The 21214-nt window shown below is 44.3% G+C and carries 18 protein-coding genes; 15 read left to right on the top strand and 3 right to left on the bottom strand.

The genetic code is table 11. The annotated features are described in order from the left end of the window. Positions 1 to 39: 39 nt before the first annotated feature. The 5 genes from ACUM5Y_RS07560 to dsdA all read left to right on the top strand — a co-directional run bounded on the left by ACUM5Y_RS07560 (position 40) and on the right by dsdA (position 7428). Positions 40 to 1416: a di-heme oxidoreductase family protein gene (locus ACUM5Y_RS07560; protein ID WP_445976251.1), complete on the top strand. Its 1377-nt coding sequence runs from the start codon at positions 40 to 42 to the stop codon at positions 1414 to 1416. 12 nt (positions 1417 to 1428) lie between these two features. Continuing rightward, positions 1429 to 2472 carry an imelysin family protein gene (locus tag ACUM5Y_RS07555; protein ID WP_445976250.1) on the top strand — a complete coding sequence of 348 codons (1044 nt, stop codon included), beginning with the start codon at positions 1429 to 1431 and terminating at the stop codon, positions 2470 to 2472. A gap of 2 nt (positions 2473 to 2474) precedes the next feature. Beyond that, positions 2475 to 3596, top strand: coding sequence for a DUF1513 domain-containing protein (locus ACUM5Y_RS07550; protein ID WP_445976249.1), 1122 nt, complete (start codon positions 2475 to 2477; stop codon positions 3594 to 3596). Between the two features lie 113 nt (positions 3597 to 3709). Further along, positions 3710 to 5980: a putative bifunctional diguanylate cyclase/phosphodiesterase gene (locus ACUM5Y_RS07545; RefSeq protein WP_445976248.1), complete on the top strand. Its 2271-nt coding sequence runs from the start codon at positions 3710 to 3712 to the stop codon at positions 5978 to 5980. 116 nt (positions 5981 to 6096) lie between these two features. Further along, complete coding sequence (gene dsdA, locus ACUM5Y_RS07540) at positions 6097 to 7428, top strand: D-serine ammonia-lyase (protein WP_445976247.1); 1332 nt, start codon at positions 6097 to 6099, stop codon at positions 7426 to 7428. Between the two features lie 70 nt (positions 7429 to 7498). On the opposite strand, the gene ACUM5Y_RS07535 is transcribed toward dsdA, so the two are convergent. Beyond that, positions 7499 to 8803, bottom strand: coding sequence for an OmpP1/FadL family transporter (locus ACUM5Y_RS07535; RefSeq protein ID WP_445976246.1), 1305 nt, complete (start codon positions 8801 to 8803; stop codon positions 7499 to 7501). 350 nt (positions 8804 to 9153) lie between these two features. Next, the gene (gene chrA / locus ACUM5Y_RS07530) at positions 9154 to 10284 is read right to left on the bottom strand and encodes a chromate efflux transporter (protein ID WP_445976245.1); all 1131 of its coding nucleotides are present in this window, start codon (positions 10282 to 10284) and stop codon (positions 9154 to 9156) included. Between the two features lie 255 nt (positions 10285 to 10539). Between chrA and ACUM5Y_RS07525 the strand changes: the two genes are divergently transcribed. The 10 genes from ACUM5Y_RS07525 to ACUM5Y_RS07480 all read left to right on the top strand — a co-directional run bounded on the left by ACUM5Y_RS07525 (position 10540) and on the right by ACUM5Y_RS07480 (position 19927). Then, entirely contained in the window at positions 10540 to 11283 is a 744-nt protein-coding gene (locus ACUM5Y_RS07525) for a sulfite exporter TauE/SafE family protein (RefSeq protein ID WP_445976244.1), read from the top strand. A gap of 70 nt (positions 11284 to 11353) precedes the next feature. Next, positions 11354 to 12535, top strand: a complete 1182-nt coding sequence (gene serC / locus ACUM5Y_RS07520) for a 3-phosphoserine/phosphohydroxythreonine transaminase (RefSeq protein ID WP_445976243.1) — start codon at positions 11354 to 11356, stop codon at positions 12533 to 12535. A 411-nt stretch (positions 12536 to 12946) separates the two neighbouring features. Further along, a complete protein-coding gene (locus ACUM5Y_RS07515; protein WP_445976242.1) occupies positions 12947 to 13948 on the top strand; it encodes a TRAP transporter substrate-binding protein in 1002 nt (333 codons plus the stop codon). Between the two features lie 83 nt (positions 13949 to 14031). Further along, entirely contained in the window at positions 14032 to 14595 is a 564-nt protein-coding gene (locus tag ACUM5Y_RS07510; RefSeq protein WP_445976241.1) for a TRAP transporter small permease, read from the top strand. Beyond that, complete coding sequence (locus ACUM5Y_RS07505; RefSeq protein ID WP_445976240.1) at positions 14592 to 15935, top strand: TRAP transporter large permease; 1344 nt, start codon at positions 14592 to 14594, stop codon at positions 15933 to 15935. The genes ACUM5Y_RS07510 and ACUM5Y_RS07505 overlap by 4 nt, the downstream gene beginning before the upstream one ends. 229 nt (positions 15936 to 16164) lie before the next feature. Next, entirely contained in the window at positions 16165 to 16479 is a 315-nt protein-coding gene (locus ACUM5Y_RS07500; RefSeq protein ID WP_445976239.1) for an ArsR/SmtB family transcription factor, read from the top strand. Further along, complete coding sequence (locus ACUM5Y_RS07495) at positions 16463 to 16999, top strand: rhodanese-like domain-containing protein (RefSeq protein ID WP_445976238.1); 537 nt, start codon at positions 16463 to 16465, stop codon at positions 16997 to 16999. Before ACUM5Y_RS07500 ends, ACUM5Y_RS07495 begins: the two co-directional genes overlap by 17 nt. A gap of 426 nt (positions 17000 to 17425) precedes the next feature. Beyond that, complete coding sequence (locus ACUM5Y_RS07490; protein ID WP_445976308.1) at positions 17426 to 18583, top strand: methyl-accepting chemotaxis protein; 1158 nt, start codon at positions 17426 to 17428, stop codon at positions 18581 to 18583. A gap of 3 nt (positions 18584 to 18586) precedes the next feature. After that, entirely contained in the window at positions 18587 to 19408 is an 822-nt protein-coding gene (locus ACUM5Y_RS07485) for a hypothetical protein (protein WP_445976237.1), read from the top strand. Between the two features lie 147 nt (positions 19409 to 19555). Then, positions 19556 to 19927, top strand: a complete 372-nt coding sequence (locus tag ACUM5Y_RS07480; RefSeq protein WP_445976236.1) for a glutathione S-transferase N-terminal domain-containing protein — start codon at positions 19556 to 19558, stop codon at positions 19925 to 19927. A 298-nt stretch (positions 19928 to 20225) separates the two neighbouring features. Here the strand turns inward: ACUM5Y_RS07480 and ACUM5Y_RS07475 are convergent, their stop codons facing one another. Then, entirely contained in the window at positions 20226 to 21095 is an 870-nt protein-coding gene (locus ACUM5Y_RS07475; protein WP_445976235.1) for a DMT family transporter, read from the bottom strand. Positions 21096 to 21214 lie beyond the last annotated feature (119 nt).

Genomic DNA, 21214 nt, shown 5'->3' with positions numbered 1-21214 from the left:
CCTATATTACGGCTTCTTGTACATGATAATATCGCCCTCATGAGCCCCATAAAACCTATCCAACTCTTTGCAACGGCCAGCCTATGCGTCGGTTTTTTCACAACCAATCACGCCTATGGCGATGCCAGCTATGCAGATCCCCTACCCGGCATCAGTGCTGAGCAAAAGTTAGACTTTTATTTAGGGGAAGCCATTTTCCAAAAGTTTTGGATACCGGCACCTTCTTCGACGACCGCAAGCGACGGACTCGGCCCGATTTTTAACGCTCGCTCCTGTAATAATTGTCATATCAATAATGGCCGAGGCCATGCCCCAGAAGATGGCATTGCAGGCGGTCAGATACCCTCTTTTCTCGTAAGACTCGGCCCTAAACTTACCACGCAGTTTGCGGATACGGATATTTACCAGCACACAGGCGACCCCGTATACGGCCAACAATTTCAAATTGCCCATACTGCGGGCGTACTGTCGGAGGGGGACTACCATCTTGACTACCAATACAAAACGGAAGTGTTAGCGGATGGTACAAAAGTCACCTTGAGAAAACCCATCTTAACTTGGGACACACTGCATTACGGGCCAATGAACAGCAACACTGGCTTATCCATGCGAGTCTCCCCACCCTTGGTGGGCATGGGATTATTAGATAATATCCCCCAACAAAACATTCTCAGCAAAGCGGACCCTAATGACATAGATAGAGACGGCATTAGTGGTAAAGCAAGCTGGGTCAAATATAAGGGCCAAACTCAACTTGGCCGTTTTGGTTTTAAAGCCAGCATGCCAAGTGTTTCAGCCCAGAACCAAAATGCGTTTAATACCGATTTGGGCTTATCTACACCAGACTTTCCCGCTGCATTTGGCGACTGCACTGAAGCACAATCTAACTGCCGCAACGCGCCAAACGGCAATAGCCCACATCTAGAAAATTTAGAAGTCGACAGCAGCCAGATTCATCTGGTAAATAGTTTTGTTGCCTTGTCTGCACCTCCAGCCATGAGAAACCTAAAACAACCATGGTTTTTGGATGGCAAAGCTATCTTTGATGACCTTAACTGCGGCGCTTGTCATACTCCGAAAATGGTCACCGACGACAGCTCTGAATTTAGCGTGTTGCACAACCGTACCTTCTTCCCTTTCACCGACATGTTATTACATGATATGGGTGATGAACTGGCCAGCGAGTTTCCTGAAGCCTCAGCTGAACCCAGAGAATGGCGGACGGCTCCTTTATGGGGGCTAGGTTTGTCTGAAAAGATTTCAGGTCGCATCGGTTTTTTACACGATGGTAGAGCACAAAGCCTCGAAGAAGCCATTTTATGGCATGGCGGAGAGGCCCTTCCTAGTAAAGAGAAATACACACAACTTAATGCGCAACAACGCTTACTTTTACAACGTTTTTTGGAGTCTCTATAAATGAATCTCTCTATGAAAAAACTCGCCTTAACACTCGGCGCTTATTTACCTCTTTTTGTTACCGCTGCGGATTGGCAACAACCGCTTAACAGCATTACCGACAAAGTGATTGTGCAGGGTTATCAGGCCTACGCAAGCTCTGCCGACAAACTTCGCCAAGATGTAACGGCCTTATGTGGCCAACCATCTGAAGCCGCACTTGAGCTTGCTCAGCAAGACTTCAAAGCCAACGTATTAGACTGGCAAGAAGTACAGTGGCTTAACTTTGGCCCAGTAACCTACTTTATGCGCTATTACGCGTTCCAGTATTGGCCAGATAAAAAAGGCGTAACGCAAAGACAACTAAGAGTTTTATCGCAAAATCCAGAAACCATGGAAGCCCCTAAGTTTTGGAACTCCGCCAGTATCGCTGTGCGTGGTTTAACCGCCATTGAATCCCTACTCTTCCACCCTGATTTCTCACCAATGACCTCGCAAGAACATTGCCACTTGCTCGAAAAAGTCTCCTTGCATCATTACGAAAGCGCCAAAGCGGTGAGCACCGAATGGTCTAATACACAACCACAAAGCTGGGTGTATAGTGAAGAAGGCGAAAGCTTCGATGCTAATCAGGTTGCTTTCGAGCAATACCTACAGCAATGGGTCGAGCACATGTCTGCCGTCAAAGACTCTAAACTGGAAACCCCGATTGGCTATAACAGCCACGGTAATCTTAAGCTCGCTGAATTCTACCGCAGCGATATGTCTCTAAAGACCATACAAAAGAACCTACAGACCTATCGTGAAATTTATCACACCGGTTCCCCATCCTTGTATGATATTGCCCTAGAAAGCCAACCAGAAATTGCTGAACAGCTTGAAGAGCAACTCAAAGAGAACGTTACCATTGCTCTACAATTGCCAGATAACTTCTTTGGGGAAGGGCTGACAAAAGAGCAACGCATTGAATTAGCCCGTCCGCTGGTTTCTTCTATCTCACAAAGTCAGAGTGCCCTAGTTAGCCTGATGACACAATTAGGCTTCCAAATCGGTTTTAACAGCCGAGATGGTGACTAATCATGATGAACAGAAGAGATTTTTTAACAGCCAGCCTTGCGGGTACGGGGCTTATCCAGACCGCTCCTTCGTGGGCGGCTTTGACAGGGCATTCCGCCTCTAGCTTATATGCATCCGCGTTCACCAAAGACAGCCGACATAGTTTTGGTCTATTTGATGAACAAGGCAACATATTATGGTCTGCAGACCTACCTGCACGAGCACACGGCCCCGTGTTGCATCCCAATGAGGCCATTGTCGGCATCGTGGCTCGCCGTCCAGGCTTCTACATAGACTTTTATGACATCCACCAGCAAGCCCTAGTGAAGCGCATTGAACCAAGCCCAGAGCACCATTTCTATGGGCATGCGATTTTCACACGCGATGGCCAAAAGCTGATCACCCAAGAAAACCATTACCCGACAGGACAAGGTAAGGTGTTCATTAGAGCTTGGCCCAGTGGCGAAGTATTACAAAGCTTTAGTAGTAACGGCATAGGCCCCCATGAATCCGTTTTACTCAACGAGCAAACACTGGTGATCGCTAACGGTGGTCTTAAAACCCACCCAGACCATGACAGAGACATACTGAATCTCGATACCATGGCGCCCAATGCAACCTATGTATCTTTAGAGGATGGCGCTGTTTTGCAGCAAGCCAATTTCACACAAGATCTGCATCAATTAAGCATCCGCCACCTTGATGTAAACCCTAAGGGCATAGTTGCGTTAGGTTTCCAATACCAAGGTGAACCGTGGGAGAACGTACCACTGGTTGGCTTATCCAATATCAATAGCTCAACGATTGAACCACTGGCACTGCCAGAAAACGTGCGCATGCGTTTTAAGCAGTATTGTGGCAGCGTGCGATTTGATAAGAGCGGTGAAGTCTTGGCGATCAGTACTCCAAGAGGCGGTTTAGTGGCCTATTGGCATGTGGCCAGTAAAAAGTTTTTGGGGATAGATAACTGCACAGACGTATGCGGTATCGCTGCCACTGAAAACAACCATGAATTTTTCTTAACAAGTGGTAGTGGCAAACAGTTACTTTGTAACCCTGTGGTTAACACTGCATCCTTGGTGAAAAAGCATGCTGGCTATCATTGGGATAATCACTTAAATCTCATTGCCAAACAGCGAATATGACCATATTTATTTTTTAAAACAAAAGTAGTTATTTGTCTTATTTTTATGTAATGTAGTGTTAAGACGCTGAAACATAACAGCTTATTTTACCTTTTATGAAAGAACGTTAATCGATGTTTATTGACCTTCTCAAAAAGTTCTTCTTTATTAGACAAGATCATTTGAGTAAACAGAACGAGCAGGCCTTCCAGCAGAGTGCTCTAAGAATTTTTATCGCGCTCTCTTTGGCCATCTTTATCGGCATCGAGATCTACCACACGACGTTTGCCATACAAACAGGTGATTTTGCCAATTTAGCGGTTAACACTGCATTCATTTTCGTATTATGCGGATTACTCTACTTTAGCCAGCAATATACCAAGCTGATTGCAAAAGTCTTTTTAGCTTTCCTCGCCTTTACCGGCATGTTTCTACTGCTCAGCAGCGATAGCTTCTACGCACAGAAATACGCTCTGATTGCTCTTTATTCGATTCCTTTGGTGACCCGCTTACTGTTTAGCTTTAAGGCCTCACTGGTCGCCATCATCGTCAATATCTTGCCTTTTTATTTAGTGGCTGACAGCGCTTATTCAGCAATGCCTGATTCCATGTCGCCTTTTTACTTTCAGTTATTAACCTTTTTCACCTTGAACATTGGTCTACCCATTGCCGTTTCAAGAATTATTCTGACCCTAGAAGACAACACGTCTCACATTAATTTACTCTATAAAAAGCTCTATAAAAATCACGCCCTTTACCAAGAGTTTTTTGAGCACACAGGCTCCCCTTCTATTCTTTGTGACCACCGTGGCAAGGTATTAAAAGCCAACAAACTGGCACAAAAGTTACTAACCAATGGCAAAAGCAAAAAAATTGAAAATACCAAGATCCTCGATTGGCTGGTGCCCATTAAGAATAAAAACACCTCGGAAAAGTACTTCTGGCAAGTCAACACCACGGAGTGCACGTTAAAACTCGATGAAAACATTGAGATCGAAGTTCACCGAGCAACTCTGACCAATCATGGCTACTATGTCTTGCATTTACAGGTCATTACGCACTTGAAAGCCATGCAGCAAGAGTTACAAAGTACTCAGCTGACCAACAACCGCCTAACCTACTTTGATCCACTGACTAAACTGCCGAATCATCAATACTTCTGCCGACAGACGAATCAGCTTATTCGCTCCCGCAATGAGCACCTAACGGGCGCCATGTTCATCATTCGCATCAGCCAGTTTAAGTTATTGAATAAGCAGTATGGCAAAGATAATTCGAATAAGATCATCTTGAGTTTTGCTAAAATCCTCCAGAAGAAACTCAGCCAGCAAGCAGTGATTGGACGCCTACGTGGTGTAAAATTCGCCTGTTTCATTCCTCTGAACCAGACGTATTTGATCCAAAAAAACCTCTCAACCCTGATTCAATCTTTATTGCCTAACCACATCACCATTAATGGCAACACATTGAACATGAACTATCAGGTTGGCATTGCCTATCATCAAGGTGAAGGGAATTCAGCAGAGGAAATGATCGAGCAATGTGAAATGGCGCTGGAATACTCCACCAGTGCAGACAGATTCTCTTACTTTAACGATAAGCTAGAAACTCAATTAGTTGAAGAACACCGCTTAGGATTGAAACTTAGCGCCGCCATTAAGCGTAAAGAGATCACTCTTTGGCTACAGCCTCAGGTTTCCCCTAATGGCGACATTTGCTCATTCGAAGCCTTGGCACGATGGCCTCAAAAAGACGGCAGCTTTGTGTCGCCTTTTGTTTTTATCCGCATCGCGGAAGAACTTGGCTTATTGCCACAGCTAGCAGAAAACCTCATAAAAGAGTTAGTAGTGGTATTAGAAAGCTGGCACAAAGATCATATCAATACCCCCATTGCCTTTAACTTGGCAGGGCAGGAGCTTATGAACGATATGTTCTTTGCCCTACTTATGTCCTTAATCACCGAGCACCCATGGCTGCATAAAATGCTGGAACTGGAGATTACCGAAACCAGTGCGGTAATGACCCATCCACTCATACACAAGCGCCTTAGAGCGCTGTCTCAATACGGTTTCTCCATTGCCATTGATGACTTTGGTACGGGTCAGGCATCCCTTGGCCAGCTGATAGACATTCCTGCGAACATCTTGAAAATTGACCGTCGCTTCGTGTCTCCATTACCGGAAGACCAACGCCATACTGATATTGTTAAATCGACCATTCAGTTAGCAAACTCCTTGAACATGAAGGTGATTGCAGAAGGTATTGAGACACGAGAGCAGGCCGACATGCTTATTTCCCTAGGTTGTCATACGCTACAAGGCTACTATTTTGGCAAGCCCTCTCCTATCGTGGAATGGACAGAGGAAGATAACAAAAAAGCCAAAGCTCATAGAATGGTTTATTAAACGTCCAGCTAAACTCATCGTCTCTACTCTCACTGGCTAAAACCAAGCTCAAAGCGGCCAAATGCTTTACTATGGACAAAATCCATTTAGCAGACCGTCTTGACAGTAGGAAGCCTATGACAAGCACAGTAGAACAATTGATTGCACAGTACCCTCTTGTTAAGCAGCTGATAGCTCTTGAGGAAGTCTCTTGGTTTAACCCCCACATCACATCGCTTAACGACGCATTGCCCTATGTGGGCCTCGACCAAAGCGATATTGCAGATGCCAGCGAACGGCTCTCAAGGTTTGCCCCCTATCTCGCCAAAGCCTTTCCAGAAACGGCAGCCCATTCAGGCATCATAGAATCCGAACTCGTTTCTATTCCTCACATGCAAGCACAGCTTGAAAAGGAATACGGCACATCTATATCAGGGCGACTGCTACTGAAAAAAGACAGTCACTTACCTATCTCAGGCTCTATCAAAGCCCGCGGCGGCATATATGAAGTACTGGCTCATGCCGAAAAGCTCGCGATCAACGCAGGGCTGCTCACTGAAACGGACGATTACAGCCAATTGTTCAATCAGCAATACCAAGACTTCTTTAAGCAATTTAGCATTGCCGTTGGCTCAACAGGTAACCTTGGATTATCCATTGGGATCATCAGTGCCAAACTTGGCTTTTCCGTGTCTGTGCATATGTCGGCGGACGCGAGAGAATGGAAAAAAGCCAAGCTGCGCGCCTCTGGTGTCAATGTAGTGGAGTACCAGCAGGATTATGGGGTGGCCGTGGCACAGGGGCGCCAAGAAGCTCAAAGTGATCCTAACTGCTTTTTTATTGATGATGAAAACTCTCAAGCTTTGTTTCTGGGTTATGCGGTTGCGGGAGAGCGCCTCAAAGCACAACTGGATGCACAAAATATACTCGTCGATGCTCATCACCCTCTGTTTGTCTATTTACCCTGTGGCGTGGGCGGTGGACCCGGTGGGGTAGCATTTGGCCTAAAAATGGCCTTTGGTGACCATGTTCATTGCCTATTTGCAGAACCCACTCACTCCCCTTGCATGTTGTTAGGAGTCCATACGGGATTACACGACGAGATTTGTGTTCAAGATTTGGGCATTGATAACATTACCGCTGCCGATGGACTAGCCGTTGGTCGAGCGTCTGGCTTTGTGGGACGAGCGATGGAACGCTTGCTGGATGGTTATTACACCCTTTCGGATGATCGCATGTACCAGCTTTTAGGACAGTTAAGCTTAACCGAGAACATACAACTGGAGCCTTCCGCGTTGGCTGGCATGTTAGGGCCAATTTTATTGACTCAAGACACTGGTTATCGTCAGCGGATGCAGTTTGATGAAGGCACCATGAAGAACGCAACACACATAGTTTGGGCCACAGGGGGCGGTATGGTGCCAGAAGATGAAATACAGGCTTACCTTAAAAAATCTGGGCTCTACTAACCAATATATTGGTAGCAAAAGAAAGCCCAAGCACTCATGCTTGGGCTTTCTTGCTTGTCCCTACAAACGCTTAGAAGGTTGTATTCACTGCAAGAGAGAATACATCTGCAGAGGTTTTGTAATCCGCGTTTAAATTACCGCGCGAAGTATCGTCCGAGTTACCTGAACGATTCACGGTTACATCATCTATAGAAACGCGAGTGTAAGCGAAGGTTGCCGAAGTCATGTCGTTAAAGCTGTAAGTACCACCGAAAGACAACCACTTGCGGTCGCCATCTGGCGTACGCGCCGAACGATATTCATCCGTAACTGGCGAATTATCCATAGCGATACCGGTACGCAAAGTTAGCTTATCGGAATGCTCATAGGTTAAACCCGCTGAGTAGAACCATTGATCTTCAAAATTAAAGGTAAGCACAGAGTCCGATTGGGTACTATCAAAATCAATACGCAACTCATCCAGCGAACTCCAACCTGTGCGCATCGCGGTTAAACCCAAGGTTAGTTTTTTAGTTAGCTCTTGATCCAAACTTAGGGTAATGATGTCAGGGAAAGTCAGTGAATCAGAAACAGTTGTATTAACGAGGTTAGGAAGATTTAAGCTGGTTAAACCAAAGTTTACAGTTCCGACATCAGTATAGGTAACATCACCTTCAAAATCGAAATCTACTTCACTGCGGTAACCTAAACCAATACGAGTGCCTTTCACTGGTTCAAACAAAACCCCTAGGCTGTAACCAATTGCGTCTGCATCAGCCTCGATACGACCATCACCTTCCGCAGCACTTGAACCAACAGCTGAGGCTAATACTACTTCCGCTTGGTGATACTGAACACTGGCACCTAACGATACTTTATTATTAACTTTATGGGCTAAAGAAAAACTTAACGCTATGTCTTCGATTGAGGTTTCTGTGGCATGAAAACGCCCCGCCCAATCTTCCCCATAATCACCTGACAAACCATAAGGTGCATTTAAAGAAATACCTGCTACCGTTTTGTCGTTAATTGGTTTGGCAAAGTATAAAGATGGAATAACAGCACTGCTTACTGAGTCGTCTGTGCTAGTTGTCCCCAGTGAGCCACCTCTCGCTCCGCTGGCGGAGTTCACGGTTGTTTCCATACTTGGAGACACATAAGCCGCCGAACCATAAAAACTAGTTTCTGTGGCATTTGTGAAGAGCGCAGGGTTCCAATAACTGAATGAGATGTCCGCACCAGAGGAAGCGGCGCCTGCAAGGGCAGTACCTGAAGCAGTCGCACTGTGATCATTTAGGGAAAAACCAGCTGAGTGTGCTATCGATGCGGTTGCAACCGATACAGCGACCAAGCTGGCTTTGAAGAATACTTGGCGTGATTGAGAAGAAGTAGTCATGTTTAGCTCCATTGTTATTTTTATTAGCAATATCTTTACTTTAATCAGTTCTATTATGCATTTCAATCATAAAAGACCATAAGGTGATATTACCAATAAGTATTTCCAGTTCAATACAATAATGATAAAAATGGTAATAAAAGGTTAAAAAGTCCTAATTTAGGAACATAAACCTAAGCAAAGCACACTAAAGTCGAAAAACATGATGCTATAACATCTGGCTTAAAAGGTATCCCTTCATTAGTAAGTTTTTTGTAAGCAAGCAACGTGGTACTTACACAGCAACATAAGCTGAAAGAAAGGTACTGGAAGCTGCGCCAGTACAGCACGGCTTCCAAACATTCGATGATTTAGAGAAATAACGAGAAAAGTACAAAGAATAGAATGACCCAGAGGACAGACAGCTTCATTTGCTTCAGTAGGAACAAGCCAACTAATACTAACGCCATATCCATGGCACTGATCACAGCACTGCTAAACACAGGTTGGTAAAGCGCCGCAATCAGCAACCCGACCACCGCCGCATTCACTCCTCGCAAAGCCCCAGCCACTTTGGGTTTATTTGCAAGTGACTGCCAGTTTTTCAACACCCCTAAAAGCAATAAGAAGCCCGGTAAAAAAACTGCCAAAGTAGCAACCAAAGCGCCCAACACAGGTGTATCCGAGATCACATAGCCAAAATAGGTGGCAAGGGTAAACATTGGCCCCGGAACCGCCTGAGCAGCTGCATAACCTGCGAGGAAAGCATCTTGCCCTAATTGCTCACCCACTAGGCTTTGTAAAAGTGGTAACACCACATGCCCGCCACCAAAAACCAAACTGCCGGCCTGAAAGAAGTCATTAAATATGTGCAATAAAGGCCATTGCACTGGCAAAATCGGCAATGCTAGTAACAACACGAGAAATAGTACTAGGGGAAAAGTACTTGCTTTAAAACGTCCCTCAACAATTTTTTGAGGTTCACTAAGAGTGAATGCACCAATAAGGGCCGCGAAGACTAGTACCAGTATTTGGCTGGTCACACTGGGCACGCATAATAAGACCAAAGCGGTTAACACACACAGCCCAGCCGTTAATTTGGATTGGCAAAAGTTGCGATACATTCCCAAAGCTGCATCCGCCACTACCACTACAGCCAGTAATTTTAAGCCGTGAATAATGGCTTGATAGCTATCTGTCCCGACGAATTGAGCACCTAAGCTGGCAAACACTAATAAGGCTAAAACAGAAGGCAAGGTGAAGCCTAAAAATGCCGCGCAAGCACCCGCTAATCCCCCACGTTTATAACCAATAGCAAAGCCTACTTGGCTGGAGCCCGGCCCCGGCAAAAACTGACTTAGAGCCACATATTGGGCAAACTCTTGATCACTTAGCCAAGATTTTTTGGTCACAAAGTGCTCTCTAAAATACCCTATGTGTGCTGCGGGTCCACCAAAGCTGTAGCACCCTAATAGAAAGAAGGTTTTAAAGATAGAAAACATAATACGCCGCTCAATAAATAATAAATGACCAACACTCTAAGGCAGCGGCAAAAAGGTTTCAAATGAATAGTTTAAGACAAGAAACCAGTACCATTACCCACCTCACCGCAGAGTACCAATTCACACCCCTGCCCCCAAAGAGTGCCCAATCACTTTGCTTGGCTCTATAGAAACTGGAAATTGGCACTAATTACCGTCAAGACATTGAAGGCATACTGAATTGGTCAACATTTGGCTATGTAATGAGGTGTGTGAGTGTCATTAGAAAGTATTTGGATTTTAGCCCCAGTGGTCGCTTTAGCAGGTCTGGTACGTGGTTTTACTGGGTTCGGCTTTGCTGCAATCGCTGTTGTCGGCATGAATATTTTCTTGGTCCCACAACAAAGTATCCCCGTAGTTTTGGCTCTCGACATTATCTGTAGCGCTCCGCTACTACGCCAAGCGGTACGCCAAGGGGATATGCACACCTTCAAATTTCTCACACTAGGCTCAATGGCAGGTATTCCTGTTGGCCTGAGCCTATTGTTCTTAGTGCCAAGCGTTACGCTTAAGCTGGCGATATGTCTTGCCATCTTGGTGTTCTCGTTTTTACTGCTCATGGATTTTCGAGTGCGCGGCACCGACAAGACCATTGCCAAGTTCGGTTTTGGCATGCTTGCCGGTACTGGGACATCTGGCGCTTCAGTCGGTGGCCCTATGGTGGTGTGTTACATGCTTTCCAGCGCACTGAGCGCAAGCAGCCAACGAGCCACCATGATTATGTTTTTTGTCATCAGTGAATCTCTCGCACTAGGGGCGTTATTTTTCAGTGGGCTAGTGGGACTGGAAGTCCTCAAGCTGACGGGCATTCTGCTCATCCCGACCTTAATTTCTGTACGCCTAGGTCAGTGGCTATTTAACAAGCAGCCGCCAAAGTCTCTAAAGCACTTTGCTATCCCTATTCTGATCATGGTGGCCTTGCTCGGCATTAGCGCCTCCATCGGTGAAATGAATTTTTAAAGGCCGCTACAGGCTTTCGATAAAGGCAACTCTTTAACCCGTTAAATGTTAATTTGAAAGGATCAAGCTAATGAATACAAATTCTCACCCTGCTCTGGTAGGTTCATTAAGTTCAACGGCCCCTAGCGAAGAAGTCGTTAACTTTAGCCCTGGCCCAACCTCTCTACCTAAAGCAGTTGAGAAAAAGATCGCCGAAGGCTTTCAAAAGCCAGGCCTTACTTCTTTAGCCATGTCACACCGTACACCAGAATTCCAAGCCATTCTTGATCACGCTGTTAACACCGCACGTCAGGTCATGGCGATCCCTGATAACTATGAAATCCTCTTCACCCATGGTGGTGGCCACGGACAATTTGCCGCTCTGCCGTTAAATCTGTGCAAAAACCTAACGGATATCGCTTCCTATGTGGTTAATGGCACTTGGTCGGAACGAGCTCGCAACGAAGGCGACAAATATTGTTCTGCGCAAACCATTGATGGCAAAGACCCTGTAACGGGCTTGTATACCCACTTTCCTGAACTGACCGAAGAGGCCATTCACCCTGATAGTAAGTTCGTATATTTGTGTTCCAACGAAACCGTTAATGGTATTGAACTGCACAGGCTGCCTAAGTTGCCTGCCTCCCGTCAGCACATTCCATTAATTGTGGATGCAAGCTCAGATTTCACAACGAAACCTATCGAATGGCTAGAAGCCGGTGTTGGTGTTCTTTTCGCTTGTGCCTCAAAAAACATTGGTCACCCAGGCCTAACAATGACCGTCATTCGCAAAGACTTATTAGGTGAAGACAAAGCCTCACCACTTTGTCCGGGTGTGTTCAATTACACAACCAATAGTGACGCTGGCAATTTATGGAACACCCCTGCCACCTTCAATATTGAAGTTGTCGGTCATGTGATGAATTGGCTAGAGCAAGAAGGCGGCGTAATGGAAAACGAACGCCGTTCCATTGAAAAGTCTCAATTACTTTACGATGTTATTGATAATTCAAATGGTTTCTATGGCACACCAGTCACCAATAAAGATTTACGAAGCAGAATGAACGTTCCATTCAATATTAAATCAGGAAACGAAGAACTTACTAATAAATTCTTAATTGAAAGCTGGGAGCTTGGCATAATCGGCCTAAGAACATTAACACCTTTTGGTGTAGGTGATTATTTAAGAGCAAGTTTATATAACGGCATTTCAATTAAAGACACAGAGAAACTGTCTGAGTTTATGATTAAGTTTCAAAAAGAAAACATTTAAATAAAAAAATAACTTTCAATAAAAAGTTAAAATGAGGTTGTTTTTTTAAAAACAACCTCATAGGCCCCCTTTCGCCCTAAAAAAACACACAAAAAAACCCTTTAAAAACAACACAAAAAATAACTTTGGATCATCTTGGTGCATAACAACCCAAAAAAGAACCAAAATAAAGCACCAATAAATAATTTTAAAAGCACAGAAATAACGATTTCTTATTTAAAAGATAATAAACCCAAAAAATTATCGAAATATAAGGAATACACAGTAAATAGCCTATAAAAAAGCAACAAATATACAAAATATAAAAATAAACAAATTTGGCACAATAAATGCTAACCAAATACAAAGGACAATATAGAATTTACGGAATTTAAATCTAGACACAATCAAACTATATAAGAGGAAAGAACCATGAGTAAGAATATGTTCATTAAAACGCTTTCATTAACAGCAGGGCTTGTACTTTCAGCAAATGCTCTTTCTGCCACATGGAAAATGGCAGTAGGTGACGGCGGTAACAGTGCACAAGAAGCTGTTGGTTTAAAGTTTTCTGAGCTTTTATCTGAAAAAACGGGCGGCAAATACAGTGCTGATCTTTTTGTAAACGGTCAACTTGGCTCCGAACAAGCGACAGTTAATGACGTTGCCTTAGGCACACTAGACTTATCCATTCTAGGTAGTAACAACCTAGCGCCATTTAGCCCATCTTTAGGTATTTTCTCTCTTCCTTACATTTTCGAAAATATCGATCAGGCTGAAACCATCATTAACAGTGATGTGACCAAGCGCCTAGAACAAGACGCACTAAATCAAGCAAATGTTCGTATTGTTGCTTGGAGCTACTCTGGCTTTCGTATGCTGACGAACTCTAAGCACCCTGTTACAACGATAGATGACCTTCAGGGCTTGTTTGTTCGTGTTCCAAAGAGTGACTTGATCATTAAAACTTACCAAGCACTTGGCATTAACCCAACGCCTGTCGCTTGGTCAGAAACCTTCACCGCGCTTCAGCAAAAAGTTGTACACGGTCAAGAAACACCTTATGCCGCTATCTACTCAATGAAATTTGCGGAAATCCAAAAGTACCTAACAGAGACACACTACATGTTCCAATTGGAGCCACTGATTATGTCTGAGTACTTGTTCCAAGATCAGTCTAAAGACGTTCAAGAAGCCATCTTAGCAGCTGGCCAAGAAGCGACTGAATTCAGCCTACAATGGATTCAAGAGAAAGAAGAAGGCATCAAAAAAGAATTGGTTGCAAAATACGGTTTGCAAATCGACCAGTTGGAAGATGAAAAAGAGTGGGTGAAACGTGCACAAGAAGGTGTATGGCCTGAATTCTACGAACAAGTAGGTGGTAAAGACAAAATCAATGACCTACTACGTACCCTAGGTCGTGACGAAATCTAAAAAATAAAAACTGGGCGAGCAATCGCCCAGTTTTGCTCCACCATGGCCAAATTGTTCTCTACCAAGGAAACAACAAAAGCATCATGAGATTATTGTTAAAAATATTCAATAACTTGGAAAGCTACTTATGTAGAGCCTTGTTATCCGCCTTCGTCACTCTATTGTTTGCGCAAATTATCTCTCGTGAGGTGTTTGGCTACTCAATAACTTGGAGTGAAGAATTATCCGTTTACATGTTTGTCTGGTTCGTCTTTCTTGGCTCCAGCTATGCCGCTAAGCTGTCTGCCCATAACCGCGTCACGTTCCAATACAAATGGTTGCCTAAAAAACTCAAAACCACGTTTGAGATCACTTCAGATCTTGCATGGGTCGGTTTTAATAGCTACTTCATTTACATCAGCTACGACTTTGTCTTTAACCGCATGAACCTATTTTGGAAATCACAAACCCTTGGTGTGCCAATGAAGTACATCTACCTAATTTTACCAATTGCTTTTACTCTGATGACCATCCGCATTCTCCAAGTGAACTATTTAAAATTTGTCAAAGGGCAAGACATTGTTGACCCAGAAGCTCAAGAAGTGAACGAGCTGATGAAAGCCAGTGCAGAAACAGCCCCTGAAACCAGCGCGGAGAAAGGATCATGAATGAGTCTTCAATCGTTTTAACCCTATTTGGCTCCTTTTTACTGCTATTGGTACTAGGTGCCCCAGTTATGGCCTCACTAGGTGTGGCCGCACTGGCGTCGTTTTTGTTCTTGGGTGACAACCCTATTAAACTGGTACAAATCGCCTTCAACTCTGTTGGCTCTTTCCCATTAATGGCCTTGCCTGCGTTTATTCTCGCTGGTGCCTTAATGGAAGCATCAGGCATATCAAAACGACTGGTCACACTGGCAGAAAGTTTTGCAGGCCCAGTGACAGGAGGCATCTCTGCAGCCGCTATTTTAGCCTGTATGTTCTTTGGTGCGATTTCAGGCTCTGGCCCTGCCACTACCGCTGCCGTTGGTATGTTGATGATTCCAGCCATGGTTAAACGTGGTTACGATAAAGGCTATGCATCCGCCGTGACAGCCTCTTCTGGTGGACTGGGTATTGTTATTCCGCCTTCTATCCCTATGGTGATTTTTGGTATTTCCGCTCTAGGCATGACAGTCCCTCTGGATGCAATTGCTAAGCACGGAGAGTTTCAAAGTATCTCCATTCCGAAACTCTTCATCGCTGGCTTTTTACCCGGCGTGGTGATGGCCATTAGTTTGATGACCTTGAACTACATCCAATGTCGTCGCTTTGGCTACAAAGGCAGTGGTGAAGGTTGGTCGGCAGGACAGATTCGTAAAGCCGCACGTTCAGGTATTTGGTCAATTCTGGCACCGCTGGTCATTCTTGGGGGAATCTACTCTGGTTTATTTACCCCAACTGAGTCCGCCATTGTTGCCATCTTCTATACCTTGGTGATTGGTGTCTTTGTACATAAAGAGCTTAAATGGAAACATCTCGCTCACTCCCTAGAAACCACTACTTGGATTTCTGGCCGTGTACTCTTGATCCTATTTACTGCCACGGCTTTTGGTCGTATTTTGTTGGAAAATCAAATTCCAGCCATTATTGCGGATGCCATGCTGGGCGTGACAGATAACCTTTACTTGATTTGGCTATTGCTCATTGCCTTCTTGCTGTTTGTTGGCATGTTTATGGAAACCTTAGCCGCCATCATGATTTTGACGCCTGTGCTGCTGCCAGTCACCTACTCCCTAGGTATCGACCCAGTACACTTTGGTATTGTCATGGTCTGTAGCTTATCTATCGGCTTTTCTACACCACCTTTGGGTGAGAACCTGTTCGTAGCCTCGGGTATTTCAAAAACACCTTTGGAAGAAGTCACAGCTAAGGCGTTACCATTCGCGCTAGTTTCGACCATTGCGGTAATTGTTGTCGCCTACGTACCAGCGATTTCCTTAACCTTACCAAAGCTATTGGGTTACTAACCCTAACGCAGGGCCAAAGACGATTCTCCAGTCTAGGCCCTGCTCTTTCTTTACCTGCTCTCTGCTTATTCTCTCTTAACAACACGCCGCCAAACACCACAATCTGGTTCACCTTTTCATTGCAATTTTAAAGACGAAATAGCGTATTTTTTTACTCTTCCTAAAAAGCCCTTTTCAATTTATATTTTTGTGATATTATAAAAACATAAATTGATATAAGAATATAACCATGAAGAATATGAAATCTAACTCTGGCTTGGCCGCAAGTTTTTTAAAAGGCCTTGCTAGCCCGAACCGCTTACTGATTTTGTGTGAATTGGCCAGTGGCGAAAAGAGTGTCAGCGAATTAATTGCCGCCACAGACATTGCGCAATCGTCCATGTCACAGCACCTCAACAAGCTTAAAGACGAAGGAATTATCGGCTTTAGACGGGAGCATAGAACGCTTTACTACCAAATCGAAAATGAAGCCACCTTGAAAATCATGGCGGTTTTGTACAATGAATTTTGCCAAGAGAAAACAAACGATGACCCAGACAATTAATGTAAAAGACGCCCATGAGTTATTAATGGCAGGCCAAGCTATCTTAATCGATGTGCGCGAAGCGAATGAATTTGCAGAGCAGCACATTCCCTATGCCATCTCCCTACCACTAAGCTCCCTTGAAAAAGACTTCAAGCAATTAGCCTTACCTGAGAACACGGTCACTCTGGTGCAATGCTTAAAAGGTTCTCGTGGCGCTATGGCCTGTGAAACCCTCCATAAAATGGGCAAAACTGCGAATACGATTATGAATGTTGAAGGGGGAATCTCAGCTTGGCAGGCCGCAGGTTTGCCTTTAGTGGGTGGCGAGACTCAGAAAACCTTACCTATCATTCGACAAGTACAAATCGTGGTGGGATTACTGATTGCATTGTGCGTAATGCTGGGTTTTAGCACTTCGTCTGTGGGTTTTGCCCTAGCCGGAATATTTGGTGGTGCACTCTTTTTTGCTGGTGTCACCGGTTGGTGTGGTATGGCAAAGCTACTCATGAAAATGCCATGGAACCGTGATACGGCCTAAGCGGCTCTCTCTTAAATTTGATTCATTAATTAGACTGACAATTTTGATTAATAACCTTAACGAATTAAACTCGCCCCAAAACAAGGCGGTAAAGTTACCGTCTTTGTTTCTGCACCAATAAAGCACTCAAACGACTTAGAGCATACAGCTGCTAACTTTATTCACCTCTTTACAAACCTCCTGAAAGCCTTATAAACACGCATCTGTAACGCTTTATAAACTTAAGTAAAGTTTTGTAACTTTTGGCACTTTTCTTGCTCAGCAAATAAACAAAGGTATTTGGTTGAGTCTTAACTGCAATGGCGTAGTGAAGAATATAACTCAAACAGATACATCAAAAACATTATGGCAACGACGTCGTAAACATTCGCTTAGATGTGGAATGGATTCTTTTATTCATCAAGTTTAATGAGGTGATTTGTCGTGATGCTGTTTACCCCCGGAATTTTACTGCTTTCATCGGTTTCCAAACCCCTTAGAATTTTACTCATCTGTAGCCTAGCAATCGCCAGCATCCTGCTTGTGGCTTATGACTCGACTCTAAGCTATTTGCTCATCACCTTATGCGCTTTATCTTGGTATTTTGCCCTTTGCCTAATCTTTCTGACACAACAGCGCTTAAATTCGCTTCGCCAACAACTGGATGACTCAGACAATATTTCTGCCCTTTCCCTAACAACCAACGATACTGACTTTAATGCACTAGCTGGGCAACTTAACCACCTGATTCGAGAGCTGCAACGGAAAGACCACTTGCTTATGAGCTGCGCTCAGGAAACTCAATACACAGCCACAGAACTGAACAGTTCTTCTGTTCAGCTTTCTGACGACGCCGAGAAAGAACATGAAGCCCTTAACTCCATTGCTTCTACCGCTGAAGAAATGACTGCCACTGTCGGCGATATTGGCAGTCGTATGACGCTTACCCAAGATATGGCACAAACCACCTCCTCCCTAGTAAAAGATGGTAAACAGTCACTACATGCCCTACAAAGCACACAACAACAACTGGATATCAGTGTTAAAAACAACCAAGAAAACATTGCGACCCTGACGCAAAATGCAGAGGAAATTAACAGCTTTATTGGCACCATTGCGCAGATAACCGAACAGATTAATCTACTGGCATTGAACGCGGCCATTGAAGCCGCGCGAGCCGGTGAAGCAGGACGAGGCTTTGCTGTTGTCGCAGATGAAGTTCGATCACTGGCTTCTAATACAGGCAGTGCTGCACAGGATATTGCGACACTTGTGGCCAACATCCAATCTCAAGTCGCGACCTCAAAAGACAACAGTCAAGCCATGGAAACCATCAGCAAACAGAGTGTGCAATCAATTTCCAGCACTGAAACTCTACTCGATGAGATAGAGAAAGCCGCCCAAACCACTTGCCATGAAGTGAATACCTCTTTGGGCTTGATCAGTGAATTTGGCCACGCCAATGAAGAAATGTGTCAGCGACTGCAAGAAATTGCTCAGGTGAGCGAAAAAAACAGCTTATCAAGTAAAGATACCAAAGACATGGTGAAATACCTTTACTGGCTATCATCACGTTTAGAACAACAAAATCCAGAGGAGGTTTAAGTTATGACGAATCAAATTTTACTGCTCGCTGCGGTCTGCTTTGGCCTACTGGCGTTAAGTCTAATCCGTTTAGTGCAAACCAAAAAACAAGCACACCAAAAGAGCATTATCGGCCTTGAGCTTATTAATACTTTAATGAGCATCATAAAACTTACCCAACAACATAGGGGCATGCATTCTGGCTACCTGAATGGGCAGCACGCCTTAGAAACAAAGCTGAAGGCTTTAGAAAGCGAGCTTGCTGGTCACTTTAAAACCCTTTCGGATGCTCATAAACATTTTGACCCGCGCACCTTTCAAAGCTTGCAGGCGGAACAGAGACAATGGCAAAAGCTTATTCAGCGTAACGATCTTAATGCCAATATCAGCTTTCAATTGCACTCTAGTTTGATCAAGCGTTTGCTCGATAGCCTTTGGGACATGGCCGACGACTTTGGCCTCACCACCAGCCGTAGCCTTGATGTGAAAGCGCTGTCCAATAAGCTAGTGCGCACCCTACCCGAACTGGCAGAATCGATCGGCCAAGTAAGGGCCTTAACCATGCAAGTTTCTAACAGCGACCGCTGTACACCAGATAAAAAACTTCATTTGCTTTTTACCCTTGCCAAGATAGAAAAAGAAATTAGCCAGATACAGGACACAGTCGGCAGCCAGACCTGCCATGCGATTCAAGCCTTCGTCGATGAAGTGCGATTGAGCGTTGATCAACAAACATTAAGTGACCGAAATCCAGACATCTTCTTCCAAGAAGCGACCAAAAACATTGATGCTATTTTTCAAAACATTCAGCAAGGGCTAAACACTATCAAGACTCAACTTAGCTGATCACCTGCCTGGTATTTAGGCCGATGGAATAAGGACCGAAAAGATAGTTAAATGGCGATTCACATTGATGATTCATCGAATTGACGGTTTTGTTTCAAATCGTAAAGCGCTAGAATTCAGCCCCACTTATCATCATCGGGCTCAACTATGGAATTATTTATTCGTCTTATTCGCAACACCCTCGGCCTTATCATGGTGGCGCTTGACTTGCTAACCCGTGGCCGTAAGTTACAACGTACGCCTAGCGAGCAAGAACTCGTCAATGAACAAGTTAGTGAACTGTCTTTGTATCAGTTTTTTGCCTGCCCGTTTTGCATTAAAACCCGCCGTGCTATGCACAAGCTTAACTTACCAATTGAAATGCGTGATGCGTCGCAAGGGTCGCACTATCGTGCAGAGCTATTAGAAAATGGTGGTAAAGTGACGGTTCCTTGCCTGCGAATTGAGCAACAAGGAAAAGTAGAATGGATGTATGAATCAAGCGATATTATTCGCTATCTTGAAAAACGCTTTGCTTAAATTTGTTGTGTGAAATTGACCTACCAGTGGCGTCATCGTTAAACACTGGCAGGTCAATAAACAACGATTTATTCGTAGGTTCTGTGTATATGGCAGGTTCGATCGCCATAATAATCATCACAATAATTGCAATTTATCTGACTACCTTTCTGCGACTCTTTGGCAAGAACCCCTAAACATTTACTGACCACTGCGATTAAAACTTTCATAAATCTCTCCTGCTTGCTGATGTTTTTATATTATTAAGAACAATCTAAAACAGGAAAGTGATAGTTTAAATCGATATCATAAAGATAAGCTATTGGCTTAGACGTAAGATCACAATACCCACTAATGCAGCGGTTAATCCGATCACTTCTTGTCTACTGAACGCCTCTTTTAGAAACACTCGAGAGTACAGCAAAATAAATAAGATATTCATCGCCGCTACTGCCGATACCAAGCCCGCCGCGCCAATGGCAAAGGCTGTCAGTATCGCCATCATGCCAGCCACATTCGTTAAACCAACCACTAGACCACAAGCAAAGGTTTTGCTATTGGACCACTGATAGTCCTCTGCTTGGGACTTAGACCGGCGACTGGCTCCCTGCCACCAGCTCAACGCAAATAATAATCCACCGACCCCAAACATTAGCGTCAGCGTGGCAAACATATCCGCCTCAAGACGTGTAGATTGCTTACCAAGCAGGTCATTAATGGCAAAGAATAATGCCGCTAACAACCCCCATTGCGCCCCTTGTAAATTACTAAAAGAAATATCATTGGAATAACGAATGGTATACAAACCCACGAAGATAATCACAAAACCAATCAATTGCTGGGTGGTCAGGGTTTCATTCCAGATAATGTAGGCTAGCAACACCACAAACAAAGGCGGTAAGCCTGCCAAAATACTGATCAGTGAAGCTTTACCTTGAGAAAAACCTTTGTGCAGCGCCGCATTGGAAGAAAAAGACCCTACTCCCATGGCAACCCCTACCAGCACATCAGACCAAGCGTACCATTGCTGATTGAGCACTATCATAGCGATCGTACTGATCACAAAGCCCACAAAAAACACCCCAAACAACATCAGGTTTCGGTCTAGATTTTTTTGAGATGTCCATTGATACATGATGCCACGGGCACCAAAAAACAGCGCAGCCAGCAACGCGTAGATAATCCACATAATTTACTCCATTAAATATTTTTGAAGGTACTAAGGGTTGCAAAAGGTAGAGAGCAGAATGTCTCTGGATGAGGGCTTAAAAGGGGTACTTTTCATAGTGCGATCTTCTTTAGTTATTT

It is taken from the genome of Marinomonas dokdonensis, from assembly GCF_052747885.1.
This window is presented reverse-complemented; position numbering and strand designations above follow the sequence as displayed.